A 26,526-nucleotide genomic window follows, 5' to 3' on the forward strand; every position below is an offset into this window, starting at 1 on the left:
ACAAGTGGCAAATGACGACAATAGCTTTGGTGGGCAGTGCCCACCCTACATTTCGGAGTGAGCGTATGGCTGGCCATGTCGCGGATAAGATCCGCTCCTACAACGCTGCGCCTGAACTGATATGGGGCTTTTCAACGAAAGCAGATATTCGTTCTGAAGAGTGGCTTTGCGTTATGGTTTTATGCGCCTGCAGGACGCCGGTTTGAATAATGCTGCGCCGGTACGTCCCGGCATGGATGCCGGGCGAGCGAATAGGGCCATGGACGGCCCATTATTCGCGGTACCGAGATCGCAGGATTATTCAGAGCGGATTAAGTCCTGCACAGCGCGAAGCAGGGGCCCGGGGAGAAGTTCCCCGGATTGGGGCGCAGGGGCTTGCCCCGCATTGGCTTTGAATTAATTAAGCCAGCCCGCGCAGCGGCCACTGAAACAGTATCGCGGCTAAAAGCCGCTCCTACAGCCGCTCCTACAGCCGCTTCCACAAAGGCACTCCCACAAAACCACTACAGGCCATTCCCACCTCAAAAACCATTCATCCCAAACCGTACTGCCCGGCTACAAATCGCAGCCATAAAAAAACCGGAGCCTCTGCTGCACTCAACAGCAGACACTCCGGTTTTATTACATCTCAGTGCAGATAATTCTGCTTAAATTCTCCCGCGCACTTGCGCGAAAAAATTAAAGCGTCAGCAAATACTGCACTAAATCATCCACCTCAGCGCTGTTCTGCGCACACCACGGGTGCGGAGCTGCTGGCATGCCAATCGGCTCGGCGGTGCCCATTTCATCCGGGCCGTATTCGGTACGCATTTTCTGGTAATCCCAGTAATAGTGGTCTTTATCCCAGGGTACGCTGACAAAATATTTATGCCGCTCGATAAAGAGGTTACGTTTGTAGCCTTTATCCAGCTTGGTTAAATATTTCGATTTAGGTACACGGAACACATCGCCTTTGCGGTTCAGGTCGGGGAATGGCGTGACATGATCCGGGCCACCGGCATCCGGGCGTACCGGTGCGTGCAGGGTGTAGTAGTTGTTATACAGGTTGCTGCCCGGTGTGCAGCGTTGCGGGCTGACCAGATCTTCGAGGTTGCGCACATGGCCGTCCGACAATAAACCACGGTGCTGAGTCCAGTACAGATCGCGCAGGAAAGTCGCGCGCACCGATTCGGTTTCTTTCTGATAAATAGTCGGGGTAAAGAAGCGGCCGACTTCATCCAGCCGTACCATCTTCTCGTTGGTATTGGCACCTACGCCGTCGCTGTGGCAGCTGCTGCAGTCGCGCTCATAAGTGGCCTTACCACGGTTAACCGCGGCGCTGACATCGGCGTATTGTTGCCAGCCACTCTGTACAAATTCCCCTTCGCTTAACTGAGCAGTGCCGGTTTGCGCGCTGAGTTTATTGCTGTATTTCAGCCAGCGGTATAAACCGACGTTGCGCAGGTCATCGTCGTCCTGATCGAGGGTGGTCATATAGGCGGTCAGGGCTTCGAGCCATTCTTTGCTCATGGCACCCTGGGCGCCGTCCGGTTCTTCGGAATGAATATAAGAGCCTTCAAAACCCACATAGGATTCAGTGTGCGATAACGAACGGCGGATGGCCATGTAATTGGTCACGTTCGGAATGGCAATGGGTGAGAACTGGTAGTCGTTGTCGGTATGGCTGCCTTCGCCAACCACGCGCACCATATTGTGTTCACCGGCACCGGCGGGCATATGGTAAAGCAGCATATCTTTGGCGATGTCTTTTTTACCGCTGTTCCAGCTCGGGCCTTCTTCGCTGGTATAAATACCGTCGAAGGTGTTGGTGAGGGTTTGCAGAACTGTCCATTTCATCGACCAGTTGGGGTTAGGTAAACCCGGAATCACTTTGCTGATGGCCTGGCCCGGTGCTTTTTCATAACTGACTTTATAGCCGTGGCAGGAGGCACAGTTAAAACCAATCCATTCGCCATTGCCTTTATAAGGCTCGCTGGCTTCGGCGTAGCGGTAACCCACCCAGCCGCTGTCGCGGGTATTGCCTTTGAATTTCGCCGGTTGTGTGGTTAAAAAGCCGGGAATCGGTGTCGCCATCGGGTAGGAATTAAAATACACATCGTCGATGGCTTCGTCCGGTACTTCACCGCGTACGGTTTTTACTGCACCAAAGAGTTTCGCCGGGTCGGCTTTACCGCCGGTAATCGGGTCGTTGGCTTTGTAATTAAAAATCGCATTCCAGTCGAGTTTGCGCACGCTGTGCGCTACACCGATGTTGTAATCGTAAGACCAGAAAGCCTGACGGCCTTTTTCCACCAGTTGCTCAAAGCCAGGGTTATTAACGCTGACGGCTATCGGCGTGGTGGATTTTGCATCGCTCAGGGTCGAGACCACATCGCAGTCGTGCTCAAAAGTATCGGAAATAATGCGTGAGGTTTGTGCATCAATCACGTTATGCGCCTGGCCCGGATGTTTTAATGATTCATTAAACCCGGTGCGCTTTTGTATCTGCACAATTAACGGCCCGCTGCTGGCGTGGTCGGGTACGCGGAAGCGGATTTCGCTGTCGTTCCAGCTGAGAATGTTTTTATCCCAGCTGTCGAACTGCTCGTCGCTTTCAAAATTCACCTGATCGTTAATGGCCAGGTACTGGGTGAACATGCGCAGGTCGGTTTCCAGAATACGGGTATTGCCGAGCATGACTTTTGAGAAGTCGATGTCGGTTCCGCCACCAAAGCCGCTGCCTTTTAAGGTAACTTCGTCACCGGCATTCAGTTGTGCAGTATTGGCAGAACCGGCACTCCAGCGCAGTTCGCCATTGACCAGTAATTGCTGAATCTCCGGTTGTGGAAAGCTGGCCGCCGAGGCCGCACGCTGTGCTTCGCGGCTGGCGTCGAAAGTACAGAGCGTTTCCTGATCGGGAAATTCACCGGGCAGTTCGGTAATGCAGCCGCTGAGCAGCAGCGGTACGGCCAGCAATGCCAGCCCTCCGCGGGTTGGGTATTTGATTGTCATGGTGGCTAGGCCCCTGATTATTATTGTTGGTAAGAATGCGCCGCTGGCCGGCAGAAGCGGCCAGCGGCTGTATCACGCTATGCCTTGCTGTATGGGGCGACAAGCCTATGATGGAGGCTTCGGCGGGTTGGCCTGAACTACGCTAGTACGTTTGTGCTAAAAGCTCAGGGTGGCGTATTTTATCCGCCCGATAGCGGCCACAGAGCTGACGATTAAACCAAGCGGAGAGAGAGGGATGGACGACAGTTTTTTGCTGGCACTGGCAACCTTGTTTGCCACCGTCGGCCCGGTGGATGTGGCGGCGATTTATGCGGCCATCACTCTGCATGCCAGCCAGCAGGAGAAACGGCGCATGGCCTGGCGCGGTGTGCTGATTGCCAGTGGCGTACTGCTGCTGTTTGCGCTGGTCGGCGATCTGGTGCTGCATACGCTGGGTATTTCGCTGGCGGCACTGCGCACCGCCGGTGGCATTATGCTGCTGTTGATTGGTCTGGATATGGTGTTTGCGCGTAATTCCGGCGCCATCAGCACCACGCCGCTGGAAGAAGCCGAAGCCCGCCGGCGCGGTGATGTGGCGGTGTTTCCGCTGGCGCTGCCGTTAATTGCCGGGCCCGGCACCATGGGCGCGGTGATGCTGCTGATGGCGCAGGCCAGCGATGACCTGACTGCGCAGTTATCGGTACTGGCCGCGTTGTTAACCGTTATGCTGATCTCGCTGTTGTGCCTGCTGGCGGCCAGCCGGTTAACTCAGCTGCTGGGCGTAACCGGCATGCAGGTCATCACGCGCGTGATGGGCGTTTTATTATGCGCTCTGGCGGTCCAGTTCGTGTTTGATGGTATCGCCGGGAGTGGTCTGCTCAGCCATAGTGCTGACGCCGCCGCGGCCGCTTCTGTTGCGCCCGGCATCACCACGGTCGAGCAGTAATAACAGCGGCGGCAACAGCAGAAAATCAATCAGCAGTGCCACGGCAATCGACAACGCCAGCAGGTTGCCCATATTGGTGCTCGGATTAAAGTGCGAAAATTCCAGCACGGCAAAACCGCCGACCAGAATGGCTGAAGTAATCAGCAGCGCCACGCCGACGGTGTGAAACGCATAGCGTATGGCATCGGCCGCCTGCATCGTCAGCACCTTGCGTGCGTGCTGGTATTTACTGAGAAAATGCACGGTGTCATCCACCACAATGCCAAGGCTGAGACAGACCACCACCGAGGTGGCGGTATCGACCAGACCGCTGATCATGCCCCATAAACCGTAGGCCATCGCCGCAGGCAAAATATTCGGAATCATGCTGATTAAGCCCATTTTCCACGACCGCAGGGCGGCAATCAGCAGCAGCGAAATTAATACCAGCGCAATACCGGTGCCCTGCAACATGCCATGAATATTGCGGAAGGTAAGGTTGGCGAACACCACATCCAGGCCGGTGGCTTCGCTCAGATGCAACAGCGGTGCATGTTGCTGTGCCCAGGCAATGGCGGCCTGTTCGACGCGGATAATATTGACCGAATCGGAGCGGTATAAACGCACCTGCAGACGTGAAGATGAGCGGTCATTATTGACCGTATCGTCCAGACCCAGCCCCAGCGGTAACGACAGTTCGTACAGCAATAAATACTGCGCTGCCGCTTCGGCGGAGTCGGGCACGCGGTAAAAGGCCGGATCGCCGCCGTTTAAATTCTGATTAAGGCGTTTAATGATGTCGGTCAGGCTGCTGACATGCACGACCTCGGGCTGAGCGCGCAGCCACTGGCTGAAGGCTTCCAGTTGCTGCAGATAGTCAACATTATTAATGCCTTCCGCCTGCTGGCTGTCGGCAATCATAAACAGAAGATGCAGGCCGCCCAGCTCCCGGTCGATCATGTCGTTGGTCTGGCGCACTTCAAAACTTTCGTCAAAAAATTCGTGCCAGCGTTCAGTAATTTCGTTGCGGCTGATCTGGCTGGCACAGGCGGCGACAATCAGCAGCATGCTGAGCAGCAGACCTTTATGATGACGCACAATCAGATCGGCCAGACGGTCAATCCACTGGTAGTTATTTTCGGCGCGTAATTTTTCCGGAACCGGCAGTAACGCCAGCATGGCGGGCAGAAAGGTGAGGGCAAAGGCCCAGGCAAAAAATACCCCGGCGGCAATCATATTACCCATGTCACGGTAAGGCGGAGAGTCGCTGGTATTCAGGCAGAGTACGCCGACCATGGTGGTAATACTGGTGATTAAAACCGGGGAGAAATTCAGCCTCATGCTGTTAAGCAGTGCCTGCTGCCGTGGCTGGCCGTGGCGCAGGGCAAAATAATACGACACCAGAATATGCACGGTATCGGCGACGGCGATGGTCATAATGGCGGTGGGTACAAAACCGGTGGGCGGTGTCAGGGTATAACCCAGCCAGCCGAACAGGCCCATGGTGGAAACCACCGAGAAACTGATAATGCCGAGAATCAGCAGGGTGCCCGACAGCGTACGCAGGGTCAGCAGCATAATGCTGATCATTACCAGATAAGACACCAGCAATAATGACTGAATATCCTGATGAATGGCTTCGCCCATGGTGACATTGGAAACCAGCGAACCGCTGAGCATAATCCTGAAATCCGGGTAGCGGGCGCGGAATTCATCGGCCAGGGCGCGGGCGGCGTATACCACCTCCGGGGATTTTTCGGCGCTTTTTCCTTCCGGTAATAAAAAGCGCACATTAACGCCGGAGGTGCCGCCATCGGCGGAGATTAATTTATGCAGCAGTTCGGGTAATGAAACAGCCAGTTGTTGCAGGCCGGATAAATCTTCCGTTAATTCTTCTGTGCGGTAAAAATCGTTAATCAGCAGATCATCGCCATCAACCTGAGTGTGCTGATAATTCTGCAGCGAGTCGACCCGCTGCGAATAGGGCAGCTGCCAGCCGCGTTCTGTCAGTTGTTCTATCAGGGTCAGCCCCTGTGGGGTAAACAGGCTGCCGTTGGGGTTCTGCACCAGAAAATAAATATTATCCTGATTCGAATAAGTGCGTTCCATGGCTTCAAAGGCCTTTAACTGCGGATTTTCCGGGCCGAAATAGGTGCGGAAATCGCTGGTAAAGCTCAGCTTCAGTACGCCGCTGGCAAGCAGGGCAACGATTAACAGGGTAAAAAACACAACGCGGCGCGGGTGGCTGATAACCCACTGTAGGTAGCTTTGGATCATGGTGAAAATGCCTGCAGGCAGAAATTATTATTGTCGGCCGATTGTAGGCCGGTCAGGCCTGCCCACAAGGGGGAATTCCGCCATTCGGATACCTCTTCAGGCGTATAGCGATGGGCGCCTCAGGCTCTCGCCGCTATACTGGGGCAGACTTTCAGTCTGATACAGCAACAAAAAGCAACAAACAGGAAGAACAGCATGAACGGCAGTAACGATCAGGCAGTACCCAGCATGAACTGGCAGCAATTATTATCGGCCGCCCGTTCCGGTGAGCGTCAGGGTTCGCTGGGTTTTGCGCTGGAACCCGGGCGTACGCCGTTTCATAAAGATTATGACCGCATTATTTTTTCTTCGGCGTTCCGTCGCCTTGACCGCAAAACCCAGGTGCATCCGTTATCGGAAAATGACCACGTACACAGTCGTCTGACCCACAGTCTGGAAGTTGGTTGTGTTGGCCGCTCGCTGGGTACCCGGGTTGGTCAGGCGCTGGGTGAGCGCTTACCGGCCGGCATTGATGCCAGCGATGTTGGCGCACTGGTGCAGGCCGCCTGTCTGGCCCACGATATTGGTAATCCGCCCTATGGCCATACCGGGGAAGATGCTATCCGTCACTGGTTCCGCGCGGAGGAAAATGCACATTTCCTGCAGGAACTGACACCACTGCAGCGTGCAGACCTGCAGACCTTTGAAGGCAATGCGCAGGGTTTCCGCATTGTTACTCAGGTAGAGTCGCACCGTTTTCAGGGCGGTATGCGTTTAACCTACGGTACCTTGGGTGCTTTTCTCAAATACCCCTGGACGGTGGATTATGTGCAGCGCGGCGAGGCGAAAAAGTTCGGCTGTTATCAGACCGAATTACCGCTGCTGCGTGAGATTGCCGGGCGTCTTGGTTTGCTGGAATTAAAGCCGGACTACTGGGCGCGCCATCCGCTGGTGTATCTGCTCGAAGCGGCGGACGATATCTGTTACGGCCTGATCGATCTGGAAGATGGTATCGAAATGGATCTGCTGCGCTACGATGAAGTGGAAGCTCTGCTTAAGCCGTTACTGGCCGATCACTGGGACCTGGCTCAGGCCGAACTGGAGCAGGCCGATAACCTGCGCCGGCGTTTACAGGTGTTGCGCGGTATGGCGATGGAAGTTTTGGTTACGGCTGCCAGCCAGGCCTTTATCCGTAACGAGCAGGCGTTACTGTGCGGTACGCTGCAGGGCGATCTGATTGATTACTGCCCGCCGGTGGTTAAGGCCGTTGTGCAGGGCGCTAAAAATATGGCACGGGAGCGGATTTTTAAAGACAGCCGTAAACTGGCGGTGGAAATCGGCTCTTATTCAACCCTGGGGGTATTGCTTGAGGCCTTTTTAAGTGCCGTGCGTGAACGCGTACTGGATGGTCAGGCGACCTTCCGTAATCAGCGCGTGCTGGAATTAATGGGCCGTTCGGCGCCACAGGCCGATTGGAGCCTGTACGAAGCCTACATGCGCGCGCTGGATTTTATCTCCGGCATGACCGACAGCTATGCCGCTCAGATTGCCCGGCAGTTTTCCGGTTACCAGCCACCGGGGCGTGGATTTTAACAACGCCGGGTTATGCTGTTGTTTTATCGTTGCTGTTGCTGTGCAGGCGGCTGATAATCAGCGCCGTATTTTTTCTTCTTTTTTTGCGCCGGTGAGGTGCTCTGATGATTAACGAATTATTACTGATAGCGCTGCTGATTGTACTCAGCGGGCTGTTTGCGGTGTCGGAAATATCCATCGCTGCGGCACGTAAAATCAAATTACGGGTACTGGCCGATGAAGGTAACGAGCAGGCTGAAGCCGTACTGCGTTTGCAGGAAGAGCCCGGTGCTTTTTTTGCCATGATACAGATCGCCCTGAATGCGATTGCCATCATGGGCGGTATTGTCGGTGAGCAGACCCTGACGCCGTATTTTCAGAATCTGCTGCAGCTGTTTTATCAGGGCCCGATGCTGGAACAGATCAGCTTTGTACTGTCTTTTACCACGGTTACCTCGCTGTTTATTCTGTTTGCCGATCTGCTGCCGAAGCGTCTGGGCATGATTATTCCGGAAACCATGGCGATGAAAGTCGTCACGCCGATGCGTTGGGTTACGCAGTTACTTAAGCCTCTGGTGATGTTATTTAACAGCCTGACCAACTTGTTGCTGCGCCTGTTTGGCTTGCCGATGCAGCGGGAAGATACGGTCACCACCGACGATATTGTTGCCATGATGGATGCCGGTGCCGAGCACGGCAGTCTGCAGCAGCAGGAATACCATCTGATTGGTAATGTGTTTGAGCTGGAAGGGCGCACGCTGCCAACGGCGATGACCATGCGTGAGCAGATTGTCTATTTCGATATTAACGACAGCAGTGCAGATATCAGCGCCAAAATTATCGAGCATCCGCACAACTGGTTTTTAATCTGTGATGGCTCGCTGGATAAGCTGGTGGGTGCGGTCGAGTCGAAAGAAATTCTGCGCAAGGTATTAAAAGGGGAACAGGCGCAGATTGGCGACGATATGATCGAACGCGAGCTGCTGTATTTACCCGACACCCTGACCCTGGCCGAAGGCCTTAACGCCTTTAAAACCACTGCACAGCCGTTTGCCGTGGTATTGAATGAATATGCGCTGGTGGTGGGCATTCTGACGGTCAAAGATTTAATGAACAGCTTTATGGGCGATCTGGTCGCGTCCAGTGGTGACGAACAGATTGTCCGCCGTGATGCCAGCTCCTGGCTGGTGGATGGCAGCACCCCGGTGGTCGATCTGGCACGGGTGCTGGAGCTGGATATCGATGATTTTCCGGATAACGGCCAGTATGAAACCGTCGCCGGATTTTTAATTTACCGCCTGAAACGTATTCCGAAACGGACCGATTTTATTACCTTTGCCGGTTTTAAATTTGAGGCGATGGACATTGATAACCTGCGCGTCGATCAGCTGATGGTGTCACGTATTAAAGAAAACGACAGCCCGCAGACAAACCATATCAGCGGGCCGTTGTAATCATTTTATTGCCTGTTTTGCGGCCGGAATAACCTGCTGCAGATGGGCAATAAAATTCTGTTCCAGATGGCTGGTATCGCCGGCAATTACATTGTCGGCGTGAAAGGTTGGCCATTGTTCACGCAGACCCAGGTAACGGTTGGTGAGAATGGGCTGTACCAGAACGTCATCAATATGCTGATAATTTTCCAGCACCGGACAGGCGCCCAGGTCGCTGGCTTTCATATTGGAAGTAACAACCAGCATAAAAGCCTTGCCGCCCAGCTGTCCGCCTTCGCCATAAATATCGGTAATTAAAAAGGTTTTACGGTGCTGCAATACTTCATCAAAGTATTCTTTTAACAGCGCCGGCGCACCAAACCACCAGATAGGAAAATGGTAAACAATGGCATCGGCCCAGTGCAGATGCTCTATTTCTTCTTCGATGTTCCAGCCGCCAACAGCTTTAATCGCTGCCAGATTACGCACCTGAACGGAATGTCCCTGACGCCGTGCGAAGCCCTCGGTTAATGCTGCAAGGGTGGCATTTAATTCGCCTTTGGCGGCGTACAGTTTGGGGTTGGTGGTCAGAATCAGAATATTCATTTATACCTCTGCCGGTCAGCGGCGGTTGTTTTGCGGTTAACAATGGGTTGTCGTCACAATAAATAAGGCAGCCGGGAACGGTAGGCGCAGGCCTGGCCGTTGCTGTCTGCATGAGTGCGCAGCAATAAACAATGACGCTCCAGACTCAGTTGCCAGTCTTTGTTGTGACGGCGGCAGGTACGGATATGGCGAAACATTGTCCGTACGGGAATGCAGTAAACGGCTGTGCTCATATGGCCTCCTGTCAGGTCCTAATCAAAACGGTGTAATACATCGCCCAGCGGACGGCGGGTTTTCTCTCCTGGTTCTGTCAGGCGATAGCCCAGCGCCAGTGCCCAGACCGGTTTGAACATAGTGTTATCAACACCGGTAAGCTCCTGCAGTTGCTGCTCCCAGACTTCCTGCACAAAACCTTCGATCGGGCAGGAGTCGATACCCAGAAGAGCGGCCACTGTCATCATGTTGGCCAGTGGCAGATACGTCTGATGGGTGGCCCAGTCGGTCAGGCTGCGTTCAGATTCCAGCAGGTTGAAATCCTGTTCCTGAAAGGTGCGGAAGAAGCCGCCTTTTGCATTCACCACTTCCGCAGGCAGTTGCTGCACCTCGGTCATCATATGGCGGATGTAATCAGAGTCATGACGCACGCCCGGAGCGCGGCGCACCATGCCAATTAACACGTGGCTGGCACTGGCAAACTGGCGTTTACCGCCCCAGCTGTTTTCGCTCAGTTGCTCGCGCAATTGCGGATTCTGAATCAGCAGAAACTGCCAGGGCTCGAAGCCAAAAGAGCTGGGTGACAGGCGTCCGGCTTCGATAATGGTGGCAAAGTCTTCGCTGCTGATTTTTCGGGCCGGATCAAAGGTTTTGCAGGCATGGCGGAAGCGGAATGCCTGCAGAATCTGCTGGCGCAGGGCTTCCTGCCTGTTGTCTGCAGACTGGTTATTAGCAGGTTGAGTGATTTGAGAGCGCTGGGTTGTTGCTTCGTGGGCGGACATATCGTGTTCCTCGGATGGAGTGGAATATGCCCAGTCTATTTATTGTTTGAGATTGAAAAAGACGATAACGTTTGAGTTACTTTCAAAAATATTTTGATAGTGGCTGTTAAATGGAGGCATTAATGAATCTCGCCGATCTGGAGCTGTTTATTCAGGTGGCCGATGCAGGCAGTTTATCGGCCGCTGCGCGGGTGCTGGACTGCAGCCCGGCGGTGGCCAGTGCGGCATTAAAGCGGCTTGAACTGCAGCTGGGCGCGCGCCTGTTCAGCCGTTCAACCCGCTCATTACGGCTGACGCGGGAAGGTACGTTGTTTCTGGCCTATGCGCGCAAGGCGCTCAGTCTGCTGCAGGAAGGTCGCGGTTTGCTGGACGGTGAGCTGCATCATGTGGCCGGGCAGCTGAGCATTTCTGCGCCTTCTGATCTGGGGCGGCACTGGCTGCAACCGGCGCTGAATGATTTTCAGGCACTGTACCCGCAGGTGCAGCTGCAGCTGAGTCTGAGTGATGAGCTGAGTAATTTTTACCGTGATCCGGTGGATGTGGCACTGCGTTACGGTCAGCTGAGTGATTCCGGGCTGATCGCCACGCGCCTGTTGGATAACCGCCGGTTGCTTTGTGCCGCACCGGCATATCTGCAACGGGCGGGAATGCCGCAGCAGCTGGAGGCGTTAAAACAGCATAATTGCCTGACCTTTTTCCTGCGCGGCGAGCGTTATGATCACTGGCACTTCTATGATGAGCAGGGCAATCAGAGCGATCTGACGGTCAGCGGTAACCGCAGTGCCAGCGATGGGGCACTGGTGCGCGAATGGGCGCTGGCCGGTCTGGGGATTGCCTACAAATCGCAGCTCGATATCGCCGCTGATTTGCAGGCCGGACGACTGCAGGTTGTGCTGCCGGGTTACTGGCAGGATGCGCCGCTGTACCTGGTGTATGCCGAGCGCGAATATCTGCGCCCGGCGGTGCGTTGCTTTATCGACTTTATGAAGGCGCGGGTGCGCGGCTGAAGCTCAGCTGCGTCCGGCGCGTAATTCGATAACTTCGGCCGCTGGCGGCAGAGGAGTCGTGCTTTGTGCCGCGTTGTCTTCTGCCGGGTTGTTTGCCGCAGGGCTGTTTTCGGACGTTCCGGCAGCCGCTTCTTCCATGGCCCGCAGGCGTTCTTTTTCCTGTTTTTTCTTCCAGCGTTTTTCAGCCTTTTTCAGGTGTTTTCCCATCATTTTTGCCAGCTGCGGCACCAGTGCCGGTGGCAGGTCGTGGCCCATGCCCTGAATGACTTTCAGCTTGGCTTTGCGGATGGCGGCGGCGGTATCTTCGCCCATGCGCACCGGAATTAACGGATCGTCGGTGCCATGAATCACCAGTGTTGGCAGTTTGATTTTACGCAGCAGGTGGCTGCGGTCACCGGCGGCGGTAATGGCAACCAGCTGGCGTTTGAAGCCGGTGGGATTGGTGGTGCGCTCAAAACTGGTTTCGGCTAGTGCGCGCAGTTCCATTTCATCCATCGGGTAGGCCGGGCTGCCGATTAAACGGTTCATACGCATGGTATAGCGGATGGACGCCTCGCGGTTAAACGGTGTCGGGCGCTTGGCCAGTTGCAGCAGCACTTTCAGTTTGGCGTCGGGCAGGCCGGGGCTGGTGGCCGACGACATAATGGAAGTCAGACTGCGTACCCGCTTTTTATGTTTGGCGGCGAGAATCTGGGCAATCATGCCGCCCATTGAGGCACCAACCAGATGAGCGCTGTCGATCTCCAGCTCATCCATTAACGCCAGCACATCACGCGACATATCTTTCAGCGTGTAGGGCACCTGTGCTTTGCGTTTGAGTTTGGTGACCAGCCAGGTGGCAAGCAGGCTGGGGTTGCCGTGATGATCCATCTGTGATGAGCGGCCAACGTCGCGGTTATCGAAGCGAACGACCTGATAGCCTTTATCAACCAGAGCCTGACACAGGCTGTCTGGCCAGATCCGCATTTGTGCGCCTAAACCCATAATCAGGATCACAGCCGGATCAGCCGGATTGCCCATTCTTTCGTAGGCCAGCTCAATGCCATCGGGGGTGCGGATGTGGGTCATGCAACCTTGTCTCCATATTGGGGTCTTTGATACTCGCTCGCCTTGTGACCGCGCGGCGGTTAGAATGCGGAACTTTATAGATTGTAGTTATAAGTGCAGAGCTATGGATATCGATTTTCCCCTGATACTGATGGTGCTTACCCTGGGCACCGGCGTGATTGCCGGCGTCGATAAATTCTGGCTGGCCAAGCGCCGTAAAGCGCGTGCGGATGCACTCATCGCTGAGCGTGCTCACCCGGAAGACATTCATGAGGCTGAAACCGAGCCGTTTATTATCGAGCAATCGAAGTCTTTCTTCCCTGTTCTGGCCATTGTCTTTGTTCTGCGTTCGTTTGTCGCTGAGCCTTTTCAGATTCCATCCGGTTCGATGGAGCCGGGTCTGGTAAAAGGGGATTTTATTCTGGTCAGTAAGTTCCATTACGGTCTGCGTATGCCGGTGTTCGGTACCACACTGGTGCCGGTCAGTGAGCCGCAGCGCGGTGATGTGATGGTGTTTTTCCCACCGGATGACCCTCGTTACTTTATTAAACGGGTTATTGGCCTGCCGGGTGACCATATTGAATACCGTAACCGGCAGTTGAAGGTGAACGGTGAAATCATCGAAACCCATGAGCTGGGTGGCGAGCCTCCTTACCGTCCGCTGAAGTATCTGGCGCAGGAACAGCTGGATTCTGCTGATGCTACGGTGCAGTGGATGGTGGGGCGTGACCCGCGTACTAATCAGACCGTGGTCTGGGCCGGGCCGGAAGGCGAGTGGGATGTACCGGAAGGCAGTTACTTTATGATGGGTGACAACCGTGGTAACAGCCATGACAGCCGCGGCTGGGGCTTTGTACCGGAGAAAAATATTGTCGGTAAAGCGGTGGCTGTGTGGATGCACTGGGAAAGCTGGGGTGATATTCCATCATTTGGCCGCAATAAGTGGATCGACTGATCTACACTTAGACGATACGTTATAAACAGGTATCGTCTTATGCCATCCACTAATTCTTCCGTTAAGAAAGCCCCCTGTAAATTCTGCCAGCGTTCGCGCTGGCTGATGACCATCACTATTCTCGTCGTGTTATTCAGCGTTGCTTTTCTGAATCTCGGCAGCTGAAGCGCTGTTTATTTCTGCGTTTGCTTTAATTTCACTAAAGTCGTATCTGCAGCGACATATTTTTACTATTTAAGGACTGGATATTTACTGCCAAGGGCATACAATGCCGCCCCTTGACAGGTTGATGTACGGCAGTTCTGATGAATTATCTGACGAGACAGCTCAAAGGCAAGGCACTGGATATAGTCGATCGGCTGCTTCCTGTGCGACCGGTAATGCGCAGCGCCAACGAACAGATGCTGCTGGACCGTGAATCACGCCGAATGCACCTGTATTATTGCCGTACTTGCCCTTCCTCAATCTCCATTAAACGCCACTGTGAACGCCTCGGTTTGCGTGTGGTAGAAAAAGACGTCCTGCGTGTTAATGCCTACCGTAATGAACTGCTCAATGGCGGTGGCGCTCCTAAAGTTCCCTGTTTACGTGTCGATGATGAACAGGGCGGCCAGTGGCTGTACAGCCCGGATGCCATTCTCGACTATCTGAAAAACCGCTTCTGATTCTGGTCCCCTGTACATTCAGGCATTGCTCTGTGGCGTGAACGGCCTTCGTCCGTCTGACCGTCTGACGTTAGAATGCGGACATTGTTTTCCCTAGGAAATGGCCATGCCCGTTTTAACATCTTCATACTGTCCGCCGTGGTTATTAGCCAATGGCTATGTACAGAGCATTTTTCCGACTTTTTTCCGCAAGCTGAATGACGATCATCTGCTGCGCGAACGCATCACCACCGATGATGGCGATTTTCTTGATATTGACTGGAGCCGTGTCGGCTCGCGCACGCTGGTGATTGTTTCCCATGGGCTGGAAGGCCATTCGCGCCGGCCTTATGTGCTGGGTACGGTACGTGAAGCCAACCGTCAGGGGTGGGATGCGCTGGCGTGGAATTTCCGTTCCTGCAGTGGTGATACCAACTTATTGCCACGTATGTACCACAGTGGCGCAACCGATGATCTGCACCGGGTGGTGCAACATGCTCTGGCGCAGGGTTATGAGCAGGTTCACCTGGTGGGTTATTCGATGGGTGGCAATCTGAGTCTGGTATACGCCGGGCGCGAAGCTGAGCAATTGCCCACTGAGGTACGTTCGGTGGTGGCATTTTCGGTTCCCTGTGATCTGCGTGGCAGTGCGTATCAGCTGGCTAAGTGGCAGAACCGTGTATTTATGTGGAAATTCCTGCGCGACCTGAAAGAGAAAATGACGGTGAAGTCTCAGCGTTTCCCGCATCTGGTCAGCGTGGATGGCTTCGATGATATCCGTACGTTCAAAGAATTCGATGACCGCTACACCGCACCTCTGCATGGCTTCCGTGATGCTGAAGATTATTGGACGCAATCCAGTAGCCTGCGTTATCTGCCTGGGCTGCAGATTCCAACGTTGCTGGTAAACGCGCGAAATGATCCGTTTCTGTCGCCAGAATGTTTCCCTGAACAACTGGCTGCGGGGCATGAATTTCTGCATCTGGAGATGCCGGACAGTGGCGGCCATGTGGGGTTTATTCAGCGCACAGCCGATCAGACCTATTGGATGGAGCAGCGGGCAATGAGTTTTATTGCTGATGCTGTGGCGGATGTGGAAAGCCTTGCTGGACAGGCTACCCGTGAAGTGGCTGTGTCCTGAGGTGTTGCCGGGCAAAACAGCACATGTAAGCGGGTGTGATTGACGTAACTGAAGTCTTCCGGTGGTTACGGCTGGTCAGTCGGTGGGCAATATGTGACCTGATAATTGACGAAATACTTTAAATCTCAGCGTCAATATTTTGTGATCGTGTATTGAGTTGTTAAAACAGCCATTTACTGAACGTGAGTTGACTATTGTTTGAGGTAAGCGTTTTGCGAGCCTCAAGTCATGATCCGTTGGTTCTTTCTGTTTTTGCTGCTTTTCAGCAATGCCTCCCGGGCATCGATGCTGCCTGCGGCGCAGTGGCAGCAAATCCGGCTCAGCGATGATCGTGTGATTGAGGTGTTGCCCCGTGGTGATCAGCGCCAGTTGTGGGTTGAGACCCGCGACGGGGAAGCCCTGCTGGAAGTGAACGGCTACTGGTACTACGCCATGACCGGTGATGATGGTCTGCTGAGTGCAGGAGAGCCTCTGGTCAGTGGTACTCCGGCAGCAGAGTCCGTGCTTAAGCCATCATTTCATACGTTTGCTGCCCCGACCTCCCGCTTATCCACCTCCGGAACCTCTACCTTCAGCACTTCTGTTGCCGCTCCACAACGCAGACCTTTCCGTTACGACGCCAGCTCATCTTACTTTCGCCAGTCTCTGCTGGTGGTGCGTGTAGGCTTTGCTGATCAGGCCTTTATTGCCAGTGATGCCGAGGTAGCTGCACGCTTCTTCGGCAGCGAAGGCAGCGTGCAGAATTACTACCGCGAGAACTCCTATCAGCAATTTGATATTCAGCCTGCTCGTGAGCAAAACGGTGTGGCGGATGATGGCATCGTCAGTGTCGTGCTGAGCCGTAATCATCCGGATTTCGGCAACGGCTATGGCAGTGCCAGTCAGGCGCTGGTGCACGAGGTGCTGGCGCAGCTGGGCTCTCAACTGGATCTGAATGAATATGACCGCAACGGCGATCAGTGGCTCGACCCGAATGAACTGGGTGTGGTGTTTCTGATTGCCGGCTATGAACAGGCCTATGCCGGCTCGGCAACCAGTCATCCTCGGGTATGGGCACATAAATCGACTCTGTATCAGGGCCGTCTGGGGAATTTTTATCTGGCGGAATACGCCATGTTTGGTGAGCAGCACCAGACGCATCTGGCGACCATCGGTGTGATCTGCCATGAGCTGGGACACCTGCTGTTTGATCTGCCTGACCTGTATGACCGCAGCGGTAATGGTATGGGCATTGGCCGCTGGGGACTGATGGGGTTGGGGGGCTGGAACCGTACAGAGGGGGCAGCTGGCGAGACACCGGCGCATATGCTGGCATGGAGTAAAGAGCAGGCCGGGTTTATCCGTCCGCAGTCAGCAGTCAGTGGTGTTAACCAGGTGGCACTGCGTGCCGCCAGTGATGGTGATGATGCGCTGACTGTGCATCTGGATGCGTACCGCCATGGTGAACGCCTGATGCTCGAGCATCGCCGTCAGTCTGGCTATGACCAGGGTCTGCCGGGCAGTGGCGTACTGGTTAGCCGTATTAACGACCGTGCCGGTTTCGGCACCCTGAATGTGGCGCAACAGGAAGGCCGGTTGCTGGCCATTGAAGAAGCCGATGGCCGTGATGACCTGCTCAGCAACAGTAATCTGGGAGAGCCTTCCGATCTGTTCAGCTCGGTATCAGGCCAGACCCTGTATTCCGCCGCAGAAGGGCAGATCAGCAACAGCGGTGCTGTACAGTTGCTGCAACTGCAGGCTGGTCTGATCGCGGAGCTGGACGTTAATCTCTCTGCGGCTCCGGCGGGCGATAATCTGGGTCTGGATGAGTTGCCACCAAATGCCGTCTGGGGTGCTGCTGGTGGTTATGCTCAGGTGCTGATGACTCTGCCGGTTAAAGATGGGGTGTTGTCATTTGATGGTGTGGACCTGTTCGCTCTGGGTGATGGCCGGGCGGATATTGCCCTGTACCGTAGCTTTGATGGCCGGGAGGGGTGGGATCTTCTGGGGCAGGAACATCAGTTTATGCTGCAGAATGGCTGGAACCGGTTACTGCTGTCAGACCGTGTAGTGGCCAGCGGGCTGGAAAGTGTTGTGCTGCAGATCAGTGTGCAGTCGCTGTCTGGCCTGGCGCCTCTGGTAACGGATGAGCAGGGTGGCCTCAGTGGTCAGACCTGGGTGCGGGATGATAATGCTGCGGCATATCAGGAGGCAGGGTTTGACGCCAGTGTACGCCTGTTGGTCAGCGTGGATTCTGTTGCAGACATTGAAGTGCCTGCCGTGGATGCGGGTAAAGGCAATGTCAGCTCAGGTCAGGATACCGGCGCCGCTGCGGATTCAGCATCTTCGGCGGGGGCTCTGTGGTTTATATTTCCTCTTTTGTCCTTTCTTGGCTTACGCCGTCGCACCGTCTGACGTGTGCATTTCTTTTATTCAGCCGTAGCCATATCGCGGCACAGAGTGAATAATCCCATCTGAATCCGGCGGCACAGTGCTGCTGTAATCTTTCCGACAAACCGAGGATGGGCTTTGTCTTCTCCGTTCAGATTTGCCTCGCTGTTGCGGGGCTATACCCTCTATTTACTCATGCTTGTTGTGGTTGCCTGCCTGGCACTGGCAGAGCCCTTAAGCGGCCAGTGGCTGCGTTTTGACCGTCTGGCAATCGCTGACGGCCAGTGGTGGCGCCTGTTTACTGCCAGCTGGGTGCATATTTCCGGAAATCATGCGCTGAGTAATATGGCTGGGATTGCTTTGTTTGCTTATATCGCCGGCCCTTCGCTGAATTCAGTGCGCGGCCTGTTGTTGCTGTGTTGGTGTGTATTGTTTGTTGGCTGCGGTCTTTATGTGTTTGCTCCGGATCTGTATCGCTATGGCGGAATGTCCGGAGCTTCGCATGGTTTATTGCTGGTTGCGCCCTTTGTTTCGCCCTTTTACGGCCGTCGTATCGCCTGGCTGTTTTTTGTGGTGATTGTGGTCAAAGTCGCCTGGGAACAAACTCTCTGGTATGACGATATGGCTCTGGCGGATGTGATTGGTGGCCGGGTTGAAACCCGCTCACATTTGTTCGGGACACTGGCCGGAATATTTTTCTTGATGCAGCTGTACTGGCGACGAATTCTCAGGCTGGCACCGTCAGACTAGGAGCGTATCGGCTAAGCCGATGAGAAGCATCGGAGCAATAAAAAAGGCAGCCACGCTGCCTTTTTTATTGCTCTTTTTACCAGGCGGTTACCGGGTCAGCCGTTGGCGGCTATCGGCATCTGCTTGTGTGACTGACGATACTGAGCCGGGCTCTGATCAATTTCTTTGATAAAGATCCGGTCCAGAGTGCGACGGCCGGACAAGCCGATATTCAGCGCAATCTGCTCAATACTTTCATCGGTATTAACCAACAGGCGTTTGGCGGTTTCCAGACGCACACTGGTTACAATCTGCTTCAGCGAGGTTTCTTCGCGGTGCAGGTGGCGGTTCAGAGTGCGGGCACTGATGTGGAAGTAATCAGCAACTTCCTGCTGGTTGGCATTCAGGCGTATTTTGTTCTGCAGGAAAGCCTTGCGGATGCGCTCAGCCAGAGAGCCGGAGCGTGCCAGTTTGCGGTATTGCTCTTCCACCTCGCGCTTCATCATATTCAGAATGTGCGGATTGGTGTTATGCAGACCTTCATCCAGCCACTTACTGTGGAACTGGATAGAACATTCGTCAGCATTGAACTGCACGTCGCTGCGCCATTGCGAGCTGTAGTGCTCACTGTACTGCGTGGCCGGGAATGGCAGGGCGATGGTACTGATGCTCAGTTCCGGGCCACACAGCTGTCGCAGCCAGCTCAGCAGGGTGCTGATAATGATTTCGGTGCGACGGCGCTGAGTTGAAACAATAAAGTTCTCTTCAACCGGCAGTTTTACCTTAATGATGTTATCGCGGGTACGGGTTACCTGAATTTCCAGCTGATCACTCAGCAGGGAGGAAAACTTCTCCAGATAATAGAGTGCTTCGCGCAGGGTGTTGCAGCATAGAAACAGGTGCTGCAGCTGGCAGCTGCTGTGAACGTTGAATTTATGTGACGACTGCACACACAGTGACTCGTCATTTGTACGCTTAACCAGCTGGCTGATTAATTCATCGGCATCTTCTGCGTTGATCCGGCTGTCAGGATCTTTCAGTTGCTTAAGCACACGCTGAATCGCACCGGAAGCACTGTCCGGCAGCTGATCAAAAAACGTAGGGCCTGCAGCTTCCAGCAGAGGACGAACCAATGCGGTGGATACGTAACCTTGTTCCATGTTCATAGGCGTCTAATCTGATTCGGTTTTTGTTTTTTAACCTTACTCAATAGCAAGCGGTATGCCACTGATAGGTTGGTAAAAAGAGCAGGCATTATGGTAAATGAATGTGACCAAATTTGTCATGTGTTACCGTAGGTAACAAAGGGCTGGCACTTATCTACCCGAGCCCCCATTCTGGTCTAATGAGAAAGGTTATATTGTGACGAATCTAACAATTATTGGCATAAACCTACCCGGAATGAGGTTTTTTTAGCATTTTCTTGTCCGGGCAGGAGGTGAAGAAGGTACGGTTGTTCGCTTTTTCAGAATTCGTACTGCGCACCCAATGTTATCAATTGGAAGCGAACACGGCTGAACTCTTTGCTATCCAGCGCCGTTGTCTCCAATTCGGCGCGTAATGCCAGATCAGGAAGCGCGCGCCAGAAGAATCCGCCACCGGAAATCTGGTCAACGGCAGATGTTTGTTTGGTGCTGACGATACGGCGGCTGATGGTTTGGTCCTGGAATGCTTTGATTTCAACAGTGTCATAATCAGCCACCCACAGGTTGGCACCGGTTTTCAGGAAAAAATCGATACTGTCGGTCAGTGGGAAACGGTAGCGGAAAGTAATAAGAAAACTTTGCGGACGGGCGCTGGCAAAGCCGGTGTAGGTGGCATAGGCCTGTTCGCTGGCTGTTGCTTTGGTTCCGGCTACTGTGCCGTGTTTCGCGTTTTTAAACGTCGGTGGCTTATCATCAGCCACATCAGTGAAGTCGGCTTTCGGATCATCGTAACTGGCCTCACCAATATCCATAATGCCGAATTCCAGAGCCAGCCGGTCGGTAATGTTGGGTCCGAATGTCAGTTTGATGGTGTTGCCGAAAGAGTCCATATCCTGAGAGTCAGTGATACCGCCCTGCAGGCCAACAAATCCGCCTTCAGCCTGTGCTGCAGGGGATAGCAGGGATAAACCGAGCAGAGAGCTCAGCGCCAGCGAAGTCAGCATGCCACCACGTGCAGGTGTGCAGGAATATGAGGCCATAGTGAGGGAGTCCATTTTTATAGTTGTTCTGATCTGCCTGAGCAGGAATTATCTTGTTATTTTGTTGGCAGGAATTCAGCGGTATTCGCTACAGATTCCTGACGTTTGCGCATGATACCAGCCACCGCTTCAATATAAAGCCACTCTTCGGGCAATTTACGTTATAAAACCGCAGCCGGATGCAGCAGGCTGCACGTTCTGGAGTGCGTCTGGCAGAGCGCACTGTGGATGGAGGTCCGGGAGATATAGGCCTATTTGTCATTAAGTCTGTCCGATGAGCCTCTGATATTGGAAAATATGGCAATAATTGCCTTTATTTTCCGGCGAATTTTGCTATCGTTTATGAAAATCAATTCTTAAAACTACGGTTAATATGACAATTCGAGGTGTGAATTCTCCGGCAAAGCCAGCTACCTGGCTGGGAGAAAACGGCATTGTCTACCACGACCTTCACGGCTTCAGCCATTTGACGATCGATCTTGTCCGTTTTATGCACAATGCTCATGGGCGGATTGCGGGGCAGCGCAAGCGACCTGTATTACTGCTGGGGCAGGATATTCTTACCGTTGATTTCGAGGTGCAGCTTTTCGCTTCACACCCCGATCTTCTGCGTACCACAACAGCGCTGGCGATTGTGGGCGACTCTTTTATGCTGCGTCATCTGACGGCGATGTTTCTCAGTTATCACGCTCCCGCCTATCCGGTGCAACGCTTTGATCAGCGTGATGAGGCCGAATGCTGGCTGACGGGGATAGCCGCTCAGGCTCAGCATGGCTGAGCCTGAAGGCTGCTTCTGTCTCTTCAGATTTTCTCAATCCGTCCTTTCATATGAACCTTTTCGCCTCGGACGCTGCGCAGCTCGAAGTCGATGCCAGCGTTGTTTGGCTGATCACTGCTGAGTGTTTCGTGCAGGTTGTAGTGCAATTCGACAGCGGATGGCAGGAAGACCGGCAGCTTAAATTCAGTCGTCAGGCGACAAGCATCGCTGTGCAGCAGGGGTTGCAGCGCCGCCGCTGTACGGGCTTTGCTCCACATACCATGGGCAATGTGGCTTTTGAAACCGAACAGTTTGGCTGACAGAGCGTAGAGGTGAATGGGATTGGAATCACCGGAAACCCGCGCATAGCGCCGACCCAGATTACTGTGCAGCGTCCAGCGTTCTACGGTGGCGAAGCTGGCCAGTGGTGGTCGCTCTTTTTTCGCTCCTTTGGCTTCAGTGCTGCGCATGCGCGCCAGATTGGTACTGACTGATTCCCAGACTTTTTCACCGCCGATGGTTATTTCGGTATGAATATCAAATTCCAGCCCTTTATCGGTTTTTGTGCTTCCGGAAAAATGACAGCGGATATCCAGTTTCTCTTCCTGGCGAATGGCTCGGTATTGAGTGATCTCATTGCGGATATGCACCAGCCCCATGAGGGCGAGAGGAAATTGCTTATGCAGCATCAGCTCCATGTGCAGCGGGAATGCCAGTACGTGTGGGTAGGTCAGCGGCAGCAAGGATGTCTGAGTGCGGAAGCCGCAGACGCTGGCGTAAGCCGCTACCCGCTCCGGGCGCGCTTTCACACCAACCAGCAGAGCTTCAATATCAGGCATCTGTATATCACGCTGGCCGGCGCCACGTGCCAGCAGCGCCCGGGCGTATTGGCTCAGAGTTCCCGGAGTCGCACTGAATTGCATGCGTATAGCTTGAGTCATGGCCACGGTGTCCTTAATTAATATTCTGATCAGACAAGGGTGAGAAAGGGGAGTATAGAGGCAGCTTGCAGAGGGCCATTGGCGCAGCCACTTCGTGTGCGGCGTCAGTTTGGTCAATAGGACTTGCAGCGGCCTGTTTATCTGGCAGAATTCGCCAACACTCATCAGGAATTTCAACGACTTATGTCCGGTGGAATGACAGAACTGCGTGACTCTGGCGTCATGATCCAGCTGGCTCATCAGGCCATGCTGAAAATGGGGTTGGATGTGGATGCGGTGTTTGCGCGTTTGGGGGTTACCCCTGAGTTGCTGGCAGACAGGAATATCCGCACACCACACGAAGCTCAGCTGATCTTTTGGCATGTGCTGGAAGAGGTCAGCCAGGATGCTGATATCGGTCTGCATCTTGGCGAACATATGCCTGTATATAAGGGGCAGGTGCTTCAGTACCTGTTTCTGTCCAGTCCGACCTTTGGTGAGGGGTTGAAAAGAGCACTGAATTATCAGCGCCTGCTCAGCGATGCTTCTCAGGCCAGTACCGGCACGGAAGGCGATCAGGCATATATTCTGGTCGAGAGTGCCAGCGACCGTGTGGCCGGCCTGCGCCATCTGAATGAATGCATGGCGCTTGGCCTGATCCGTTTCTTCCGTTATGTAACCGATGATGCCTTTGTGCCATCCTGCGTTCATTTCAGCCATGAAAAACCGGCTGACAGTACGGAGCATGAGCGGATTTTTGCCTGTCCGGTTCTGTTTGAACAGGATGACAACCGTATTTATTTCAATACCCAGCTGCTGGATATGCCGTCTTCCCATGCTGAGCCGGAACTGCTGCAGCTGCACGAAAAACTGGCGATTGAGCATGTGGCCAAGCTGGAGCGTCAGGATATTGTGACCAGGGTATACAGGGTCTTCGGCGAAATTCTGGAAACGGGACAGGTCAGTCTGGAAGATGTCGCGGAGCGGCTGGACATTAAATCCCGCACATTACGTACCCGTCTGGCGGAAGCGGGCACTAACTTCAATCAGTTGCTGGCAGACTACCGCTGCAACCTGGCTAAACGTCTGTTATCCGGTACCGATGAGAGTATCGACGAGATTGTCTACCTTACCGGTTTTTCTGAACCGAGTACTTTCTACAGGGCATTTAAACGCTGGACCAGCCAGACACCGGTTGAGTACCGCAATCAGCGTAAACAGTTATGAAGTGGGCTGATTAGCCTTTTCTTGCAGGGTAATACTTTCAGTCGTCGTGAATCTTTAACTTATTGTCATAATAGTGTTCATTTTTTGATCTGGTTTTCTTCGTGTGCCTGAGCCATTGTAATCGGGTTTTTATTCGGAGGATTTGTTATGAGCCAGACGCAGAAATTATCACTGATTCAACCCTTGGTTGAGCACATGATGCAGACTCAGGACGTTGCAGAATGGCGTCAGGCCCTGCTCAATCAGGGAATTATGAGTAAAGAAGAAGTCATCGCCCTTGATCAGAATGCTCTGCATGCAGCGTATAAAACATTTAAAATCATGCAGTTGCTGAATGAGCACCCGGATCACATCATGAATGAGATCGAGCGTAATAAAGTTTGCTGGAAACTGGATTTCAGCTACGACTATCATCAGGGCGCTGTCTGCTACTGACCTGCAGGCCTGTACTTTTATCAGCCTGTTAGCGCAAACAAAAAAAGCCCGCCAGTTGCGGGCTTTTTTTGTTTACTGACTAAACTGTCACAGGGTTCAATTTCCGGCTGTTCTGGCCGATAACCCAAAGAACAGCAACACAGTCTGAGCGGAGGCTATATGGCAATCACAATTACCCCCTCGCAATACCGGAATTACGGCACCCAGAATCCTGAGGGCAGTAAAAAGGCCGGAGCTTCTGCCAGCGATGTAAAACAGGGGGCAGCCGCCGAATCCCTGGCTAAGGCACTTCCCGGCGTTATTCAGCTGGATAAAAAACAGAGTCCGGAGGAAACCGCTTCAGCCATCCTGCGCCATGTACAAAATGGTATTAACCAGCTGCGTTCCCAGGGGGCAGATCAGAGCCGCATCGATCAGCGCCTGCAGGCCGCCCGTGAAGGCATTGCCAAAGGTTATGCCCAGGCAACAGAGATGCTGGACGGTATGGGGCTGCTGGATGACGAATTAAAAGGCCAGATTGCCGCCGGACGCCAACTGGTCGACGATGGACTGGATCAGCTCGCCCGACCGGCAGAACAGAGTCGGGCGTTGCTTGCCAGTAAAAGCTCGCTCAGCGTGGCTAATGAGTTGTCTCTGCAGGTTCTGACTCAGGAAGGCGACCGGGTCACGGTACGCTTCTCCCAGGGCAGCAGTCTCAGCACGTCAATCAGCCAGGATGGGCAGGGTAATTCGGCTTTCAGTCTGCAGGCTTCGGCTCAGCAAAACTGGAGTATGGAAGTGAATGGCAGCCTGAGTGATGCCGAGCGGACGGCGCTGGCTGGCCTGTTTGATGATGTACAGTCACTGAGTGAGCGTTTCTTTGCCGGTGATATCGGTGCGGCATTGGGACAGGCAATGGACCTTGGCTTTGATGGCAGCCAGCTGGCGGCGATGAGTCTTAATCTGACTCAGCAAACGGTTGCGACCTCAACCAAAGCCTATGCCAGTGTTCAGCCGCAGTTGCCTACACCAGAGCTGGAATCGCTGAAAGCACCGCTGGCGTCTTATGTGGATGCTTATATGGCTGCGCTGGAAAAGGCCAGACCTCTGGCTGATGCTCCGCAGACTTTGCAGGATCTGGTGAATCAATTGTTGCCGGAAGAAGAACGCTTACCGGTCTGGAATTCTTTCCATGAAGGGTTGAATTCACTGCTTGCTAACAAAGCCTGACAGTCGTTTTCTTTTCTCCGCTTCTCAGGGGCAGACTTTTTGTCATGCCCCGGTGCTAACCGCTATACTTCCCCTGTCTGTTTTTACTGGAACTGCCTGATGGCTCTGGTTTTATTTGGCACAGAGGCCTGTCATCTGTGTGAGCTGGCACAAGCTGTTATTGTGAATGTCGCCGGCCAGATTTCCCTCGATGTTTATGTCGAAGATATTGCTGAAACAGAAGCGTTGGTGGAACGCTATGGTTTGCGAATTCCGGTGCTGCTGAATGAACAAAGCGGGGCTGAACTTGACTGGCCCTTCGATGAGACGCAACTGCTGAATTGGCTGCAGAGCAGCGCTCAACCTGAACTAATTTCTGAATAAAAGGATGATTACCATGCGGATTTTATCTGGACTGATCCTGGCTTCGCTGGCGCTGTTACAAGGCTGCTCCAGCAATCAGCTGTCACCCACCGGAGAGGCGGTTTATTACGCGCTGCAGACTGATACCACGCTGCGCACCTGGGTCGATGCCTGTGATGATGTCAGCGCCAAAGCCAAGCAGGCGGCCTATACCGCGAAGCAAAACTGGTGGCAGCGTAACGGTGCTTTTGTCGAGAGCGCCGATTTTGGACTGGCCTACGATATTATTCATGTAACCGATGACCGTACTGAAACCGGTGCCCGCATGGCGATGGCCCTGACCTGGCAGGTGGTTGAGACGGCAGAGGCCGAAGTGCAGGAATTGCTGAGTGCCAGTGGTGATAAAGAAGACCTCTGTTTACGGGTGTTATCACAATATAACCAGGGCGAACGCGACCTGCGCAGTCAGGATAAAGTGTACGAATCACTGGTAAATTTACAGCGACGCTCACAGCGTGATGGTACGGATCTGAATTTAAAGCGTGCGGCCGTTGAGCAAAAAACCGGAAAAGTGTATGGCCGCTCTTTTTATGTGGTAGAAAAAATGGCGAAGCGCAATGGTTGTTCCGGTGCAGAAGTTCACCTGCTGAAAAATGCCTGGCCGCATGAGGTGTATGATGCTCGTTGCCCGGATAACAGCTACCTGCTGGTACGCTGCGAGTGGGGGAATTGTTTGGTAACAGACTGACCGATAAACAGAAAATATCTGAGAAAAAGAGCCGCATAGCGGCTCTTTTTTTT

24 protein-coding genes and 1 pseudogene are annotated in these 26,526 nt (G+C 53.7%); 16 read left to right on the forward strand and 9 right to left on the reverse strand.

What is annotated here, in order from left to right; genetic code table 11:
- Positions 1 to 678: 678 nt before the first annotated feature.
- On the reverse strand, positions 679 to 2,991 hold the full coding sequence (locus LGT44_RS09490; protein WP_230330648.1) for a hypothetical protein: 2,313 nt from the start codon (positions 2,989 to 2,991) through the stop codon (positions 679 to 681).
- A gap of 235 nt (positions 2,992 to 3,226) precedes the next feature.
- Between LGT44_RS09490 and LGT44_RS09495 the strand changes: the two genes are divergently transcribed.
- The gene (locus LGT44_RS09495; RefSeq protein ID WP_145469422.1) at positions 3,227 to 3,916 is read left to right on the forward strand and encodes a MarC family protein; all 690 of its coding nucleotides are present in this window, start codon (positions 3,227 to 3,229) and stop codon (positions 3,914 to 3,916) included.
- A gap of 45 nt (positions 3,917 to 3,961) precedes the next feature.
- Here LGT44_RS09495 and LGT44_RS09500 read toward each other — a convergent pair.
- Positions 3,962 to 6,172: pseudogene (locus LGT44_RS09500) on the reverse strand (efflux RND transporter permease subunit); the annotation flags it as partial.
- Positions 6,173 to 6,367: 195 nt separating this feature from the next.
- On the opposite strand from LGT44_RS09500, the gene LGT44_RS09505 reads away from it, so the two are divergent.
- Both LGT44_RS09505 and LGT44_RS09510 read left to right on the forward strand, forming a co-directional pair.
- Positions 6,368 to 7,744 carry a deoxyguanosinetriphosphate triphosphohydrolase gene (locus tag LGT44_RS09505; RefSeq protein ID WP_230330647.1) on the forward strand — a complete coding sequence of 459 codons (1,377 nt, stop codon included), beginning with the start codon at positions 6,368 to 6,370 and terminating at the stop codon, positions 7,742 to 7,744.
- 104 nt (positions 7,745 to 7,848) lie between these two features.
- Positions 7,849 to 9,177 carry a hemolysin family protein gene (locus LGT44_RS09510; protein WP_230330646.1) on the forward strand — a complete coding sequence of 443 codons (1,329 nt, stop codon included), beginning with the start codon at positions 7,849 to 7,851 and terminating at the stop codon, positions 9,175 to 9,177.
- Here the strand turns inward: LGT44_RS09510 and LGT44_RS09515 are convergent, their stop codons facing one another.
- The 3 genes from LGT44_RS09515 to LGT44_RS09525 are packed head-to-tail and all read right to left on the reverse strand — an operon-like array spanning position 9,178 to position 10,757.
- The gene (locus LGT44_RS09515) at positions 9,178 to 9,762 is read right to left on the reverse strand and encodes an NAD(P)H-dependent oxidoreductase (protein WP_230330645.1); all 585 of its coding nucleotides are present in this window, start codon (positions 9,760 to 9,762) and stop codon (positions 9,178 to 9,180) included. It lies immediately after the preceding gene.
- A 53-nt stretch (positions 9,763 to 9,815) separates the two neighbouring features.
- Positions 9,816 to 9,995 carry a hypothetical protein gene (locus tag LGT44_RS09520; protein ID WP_145469425.1) on the reverse strand — a complete coding sequence of 60 codons (180 nt, stop codon included), beginning with the start codon at positions 9,993 to 9,995 and terminating at the stop codon, positions 9,816 to 9,818.
- An 18-nt stretch (positions 9,996 to 10,013) separates the two neighbouring features.
- On the reverse strand, positions 10,014 to 10,757 hold the full coding sequence (locus LGT44_RS09525) for an NAD(P)H-dependent oxidoreductase (protein ID WP_230330644.1): 744 nt from the start codon (positions 10,755 to 10,757) through the stop codon (positions 10,014 to 10,016).
- Between the two features lie 122 nt (positions 10,758 to 10,879).
- Here LGT44_RS09525 and LGT44_RS09530 point away from each other — a divergent pair, with 122 nt between their 5' ends.
- A complete protein-coding gene (locus LGT44_RS09530) occupies positions 10,880 to 11,764 on the forward strand; it encodes a LysR family transcriptional regulator (RefSeq protein ID WP_230330643.1) in 885 nt (294 codons plus the stop codon).
- A 3-nt stretch (positions 11,765 to 11,767) separates the two neighbouring features.
- Here the strand turns inward: LGT44_RS09530 and LGT44_RS09535 are convergent, their stop codons facing one another.
- A complete protein-coding gene (locus tag LGT44_RS09535; protein WP_230330642.1) occupies positions 11,768 to 12,832 on the reverse strand; it encodes an alpha/beta fold hydrolase in 1,065 nt (354 codons plus the stop codon).
- A gap of 103 nt (positions 12,833 to 12,935) precedes the next feature.
- On the opposite strand from LGT44_RS09535, the gene lepB reads away from it, so the two are divergent.
- From lepB to rrtA, 6 genes are all read left to right on the forward strand, one after another.
- Entirely contained in the window at positions 12,936 to 13,766 is an 831-nt protein-coding gene (lepB, locus tag LGT44_RS09540; protein ID WP_225691723.1) for a signal peptidase I, read from the forward strand.
- A gap of 39 nt (positions 13,767 to 13,805) precedes the next feature.
- A complete protein-coding gene (locus LGT44_RS20015; RefSeq protein WP_255449037.1) occupies positions 13,806 to 13,931 on the forward strand; it encodes a hypothetical protein in 126 nt (41 codons plus the stop codon).
- A gap of 140 nt (positions 13,932 to 14,071) precedes the next feature.
- Positions 14,072 to 14,431, forward strand: a complete 360-nt coding sequence (locus tag LGT44_RS09545; RefSeq protein ID WP_145469430.1) for a glutaredoxin family protein — start codon at positions 14,072 to 14,074, stop codon at positions 14,429 to 14,431.
- A 106-nt stretch (positions 14,432 to 14,537) separates the two neighbouring features.
- Positions 14,538 to 15,551: a YheT family hydrolase gene (locus LGT44_RS09550; RefSeq protein ID WP_230330641.1), complete on the forward strand. Its 1,014-nt coding sequence runs from the start codon at positions 14,538 to 14,540 to the stop codon at positions 15,549 to 15,551.
- Positions 15,552 to 15,779: 228 nt separating this feature from the next.
- A complete protein-coding gene (locus tag LGT44_RS09555) occupies positions 15,780 to 17,945 on the forward strand; it encodes a M6 family metalloprotease domain-containing protein (RefSeq protein WP_230330640.1) in 2,166 nt (721 codons plus the stop codon).
- Positions 17,946 to 18,059: 114 nt separating this feature from the next.
- Positions 18,060 to 18,671: a rhombosortase gene (gene rrtA / locus LGT44_RS09560; RefSeq protein ID WP_230330639.1), complete on the forward strand. Its 612-nt coding sequence runs from the start codon at positions 18,060 to 18,062 to the stop codon at positions 18,669 to 18,671.
- A 95-nt stretch (positions 18,672 to 18,766) separates the two neighbouring features.
- Here rrtA and LGT44_RS09565 read toward each other — a convergent pair whose 3' ends face one another.
- Both LGT44_RS09565 and LGT44_RS09570 read right to left on the reverse strand, forming a co-directional pair.
- Positions 18,767 to 19,816 carry an AraC family transcriptional regulator gene (locus tag LGT44_RS09565; protein ID WP_145469434.1) on the reverse strand — a complete coding sequence of 350 codons (1,050 nt, stop codon included), beginning with the start codon at positions 19,814 to 19,816 and terminating at the stop codon, positions 18,767 to 18,769.
- Positions 19,817 to 20,115: 299 nt separating this feature from the next.
- Positions 20,116 to 20,835, reverse strand: a complete 720-nt coding sequence (locus LGT44_RS09570; protein ID WP_186435941.1) for a porin family protein — start codon at positions 20,833 to 20,835, stop codon at positions 20,116 to 20,118.
- Positions 20,836 to 21,208: 373 nt separating this feature from the next.
- Here LGT44_RS09570 and LGT44_RS09575 point away from each other — a divergent pair, with 373 nt between their 5' ends.
- A complete protein-coding gene (locus LGT44_RS09575; protein ID WP_230330638.1) occupies positions 21,209 to 21,613 on the forward strand; it encodes a SpoIIAA family protein in 405 nt (134 codons plus the stop codon).
- Between the two features lie 23 nt (positions 21,614 to 21,636).
- Here the strand turns inward: LGT44_RS09575 and LGT44_RS09580 are convergent, their stop codons facing one another.
- The gene (locus tag LGT44_RS09580; protein WP_230330637.1) at positions 21,637 to 22,533 is read right to left on the reverse strand and encodes a MaoC family dehydratase; all 897 of its coding nucleotides are present in this window, start codon (positions 22,531 to 22,533) and stop codon (positions 21,637 to 21,639) included.
- 183 nt (positions 22,534 to 22,716) lie between these two features.
- On the opposite strand from LGT44_RS09580, the gene LGT44_RS09585 reads away from it, so the two are divergent.
- The 5 genes from LGT44_RS09585 (at position 22,717) to LGT44_RS09605 (ending at position 26,473) form a co-directional block, all read left to right on the forward strand.
- On the forward strand, positions 22,717 to 23,739 hold the full coding sequence (locus LGT44_RS09585) for an AraC family transcriptional regulator (protein WP_255605903.1): 1,023 nt from the start codon (positions 22,717 to 22,719) through the stop codon (positions 23,737 to 23,739).
- A 147-nt stretch (positions 23,740 to 23,886) separates the two neighbouring features.
- Positions 23,887 to 24,174, forward strand: a complete 288-nt coding sequence (locus LGT44_RS09590; protein WP_145469438.1) for a hypothetical protein — start codon at positions 23,887 to 23,889, stop codon at positions 24,172 to 24,174.
- 159 nt (positions 24,175 to 24,333) lie between these two features.
- Positions 24,334 to 25,383, forward strand: a complete 1,050-nt coding sequence (locus tag LGT44_RS09595) for a DUF5610 domain-containing protein (protein WP_230330636.1) — start codon at positions 24,334 to 24,336, stop codon at positions 25,381 to 25,383.
- Between the two features lie 99 nt (positions 25,384 to 25,482).
- Positions 25,483 to 25,746, forward strand: coding sequence for a glutaredoxin family protein (locus LGT44_RS09600; protein ID WP_145469440.1), 264 nt, complete (start codon positions 25,483 to 25,485; stop codon positions 25,744 to 25,746).
- A 13-nt stretch (positions 25,747 to 25,759) separates the two neighbouring features.
- Positions 25,760 to 26,473, forward strand: coding sequence for a hypothetical protein (locus LGT44_RS09605; RefSeq protein WP_145469441.1), 714 nt, complete (start codon positions 25,760 to 25,762; stop codon positions 26,471 to 26,473).
- Positions 26,474 to 26,526 lie beyond the last annotated feature (53 nt).

This window comes from Thalassolituus alkanivorans (assembly GCF_020447205.1).
Taxonomy (GTDB): Bacteria; Pseudomonadota; Gammaproteobacteria; order Pseudomonadales; family Oceanobacteraceae; genus Venatoribacter; species Venatoribacter alkanivorans.

Bases quoted from the DNA above. Each gene is read 5' to 3' on its own strand.
- LGT44_RS09490 (WP_230330648.1), bottom strand. From the start codon at position 2,991: ATGACAATCAAATACCCAACCCGCGGAGGGCTGGCATTGCTGGCCGTA.
- LGT44_RS09495 (WP_145469422.1), top strand. From the start codon at position 3,227: ATGGACGACAGTTTTTTGCTGGCACTGGCAACCTTGTTTGCCACCGTC.
- LGT44_RS09505 (WP_230330647.1), top strand. From the start codon at position 6,368: ATGAACGGCAGTAACGATCAGGCAGTACCCAGCATGAACTGGCAGCAA.
- LGT44_RS09510 (WP_230330646.1), top strand. From the start codon at position 7,849: ATGATTAACGAATTATTACTGATAGCGCTGCTGATTGTACTCAGCGGG.
- LGT44_RS09515 (WP_230330645.1), bottom strand. From the start codon at position 9,762: ATGAATATTCTGATTCTGACCACCAACCCCAAACTGTACGCCGCCAAA.
- LGT44_RS09520 (WP_145469425.1), bottom strand. From the start codon at position 9,995: ATGAGCACAGCCGTTTACTGCATTCCCGTACGGACAATGTTTCGCCAT.
- LGT44_RS09525 (WP_230330644.1), bottom strand. From the start codon at position 10,757: ATGTCCGCCCACGAAGCAACAACCCAGCGCTCTCAAATCACTCAACCT.
- LGT44_RS09530 (WP_230330643.1), top strand. From the start codon at position 10,880: ATGAATCTCGCCGATCTGGAGCTGTTTATTCAGGTGGCCGATGCAGGC.
- LGT44_RS09535 (WP_230330642.1), bottom strand. From the start codon at position 12,832: ATGACCCACATCCGCACCCCCGATGGCATTGAGCTGGCCTACGAAAGA.
- lepB (WP_225691723.1), top strand. From the start codon at position 12,936: ATGGATATCGATTTTCCCCTGATACTGATGGTGCTTACCCTGGGCACC.
- LGT44_RS20015 (WP_255449037.1), top strand. From the start codon at position 13,806: ATGCCATCCACTAATTCTTCCGTTAAGAAAGCCCCCTGTAAATTCTGC.
- LGT44_RS09545 (WP_145469430.1), top strand. From the start codon at position 14,072: ATGAATTATCTGACGAGACAGCTCAAAGGCAAGGCACTGGATATAGTC.
- LGT44_RS09550 (WP_230330641.1), top strand. From the start codon at position 14,538: ATGCCCGTTTTAACATCTTCATACTGTCCGCCGTGGTTATTAGCCAAT.
- LGT44_RS09555 (WP_230330640.1), top strand. From the start codon at position 15,780: ATGATCCGTTGGTTCTTTCTGTTTTTGCTGCTTTTCAGCAATGCCTCC.
- LGT44_RS09565 (WP_145469434.1), bottom strand. From the start codon at position 19,816: ATGAACATGGAACAAGGTTACGTATCCACCGCATTGGTTCGTCCTCTG.
- LGT44_RS09570 (WP_186435941.1), bottom strand. From the start codon at position 20,835: ATGGCCTCATATTCCTGCACACCTGCACGTGGTGGCATGCTGACTTCG.
- LGT44_RS09575 (WP_230330638.1), top strand. From the start codon at position 21,209: ATGACAATTCGAGGTGTGAATTCTCCGGCAAAGCCAGCTACCTGGCTG.
- LGT44_RS09580 (WP_230330637.1), bottom strand. From the start codon at position 22,533: ATGACTCAAGCTATACGCATGCAATTCAGTGCGACTCCGGGAACTCTG.
- LGT44_RS09585 (WP_255605903.1), top strand. From the start codon at position 22,717: ATGTCCGGTGGAATGACAGAACTGCGTGACTCTGGCGTCATGATCCAG.
- LGT44_RS09590 (WP_145469438.1), top strand. From the start codon at position 23,887: ATGAGCCAGACGCAGAAATTATCACTGATTCAACCCTTGGTTGAGCAC.
- LGT44_RS09595 (WP_230330636.1), top strand. From the start codon at position 24,334: ATGGCAATCACAATTACCCCCTCGCAATACCGGAATTACGGCACCCAG.
- LGT44_RS09600 (WP_145469440.1), top strand. From the start codon at position 25,483: ATGGCTCTGGTTTTATTTGGCACAGAGGCCTGTCATCTGTGTGAGCTG.
- LGT44_RS09605 (WP_145469441.1), top strand. From the start codon at position 25,760: ATGCGGATTTTATCTGGACTGATCCTGGCTTCGCTGGCGCTGTTACAA.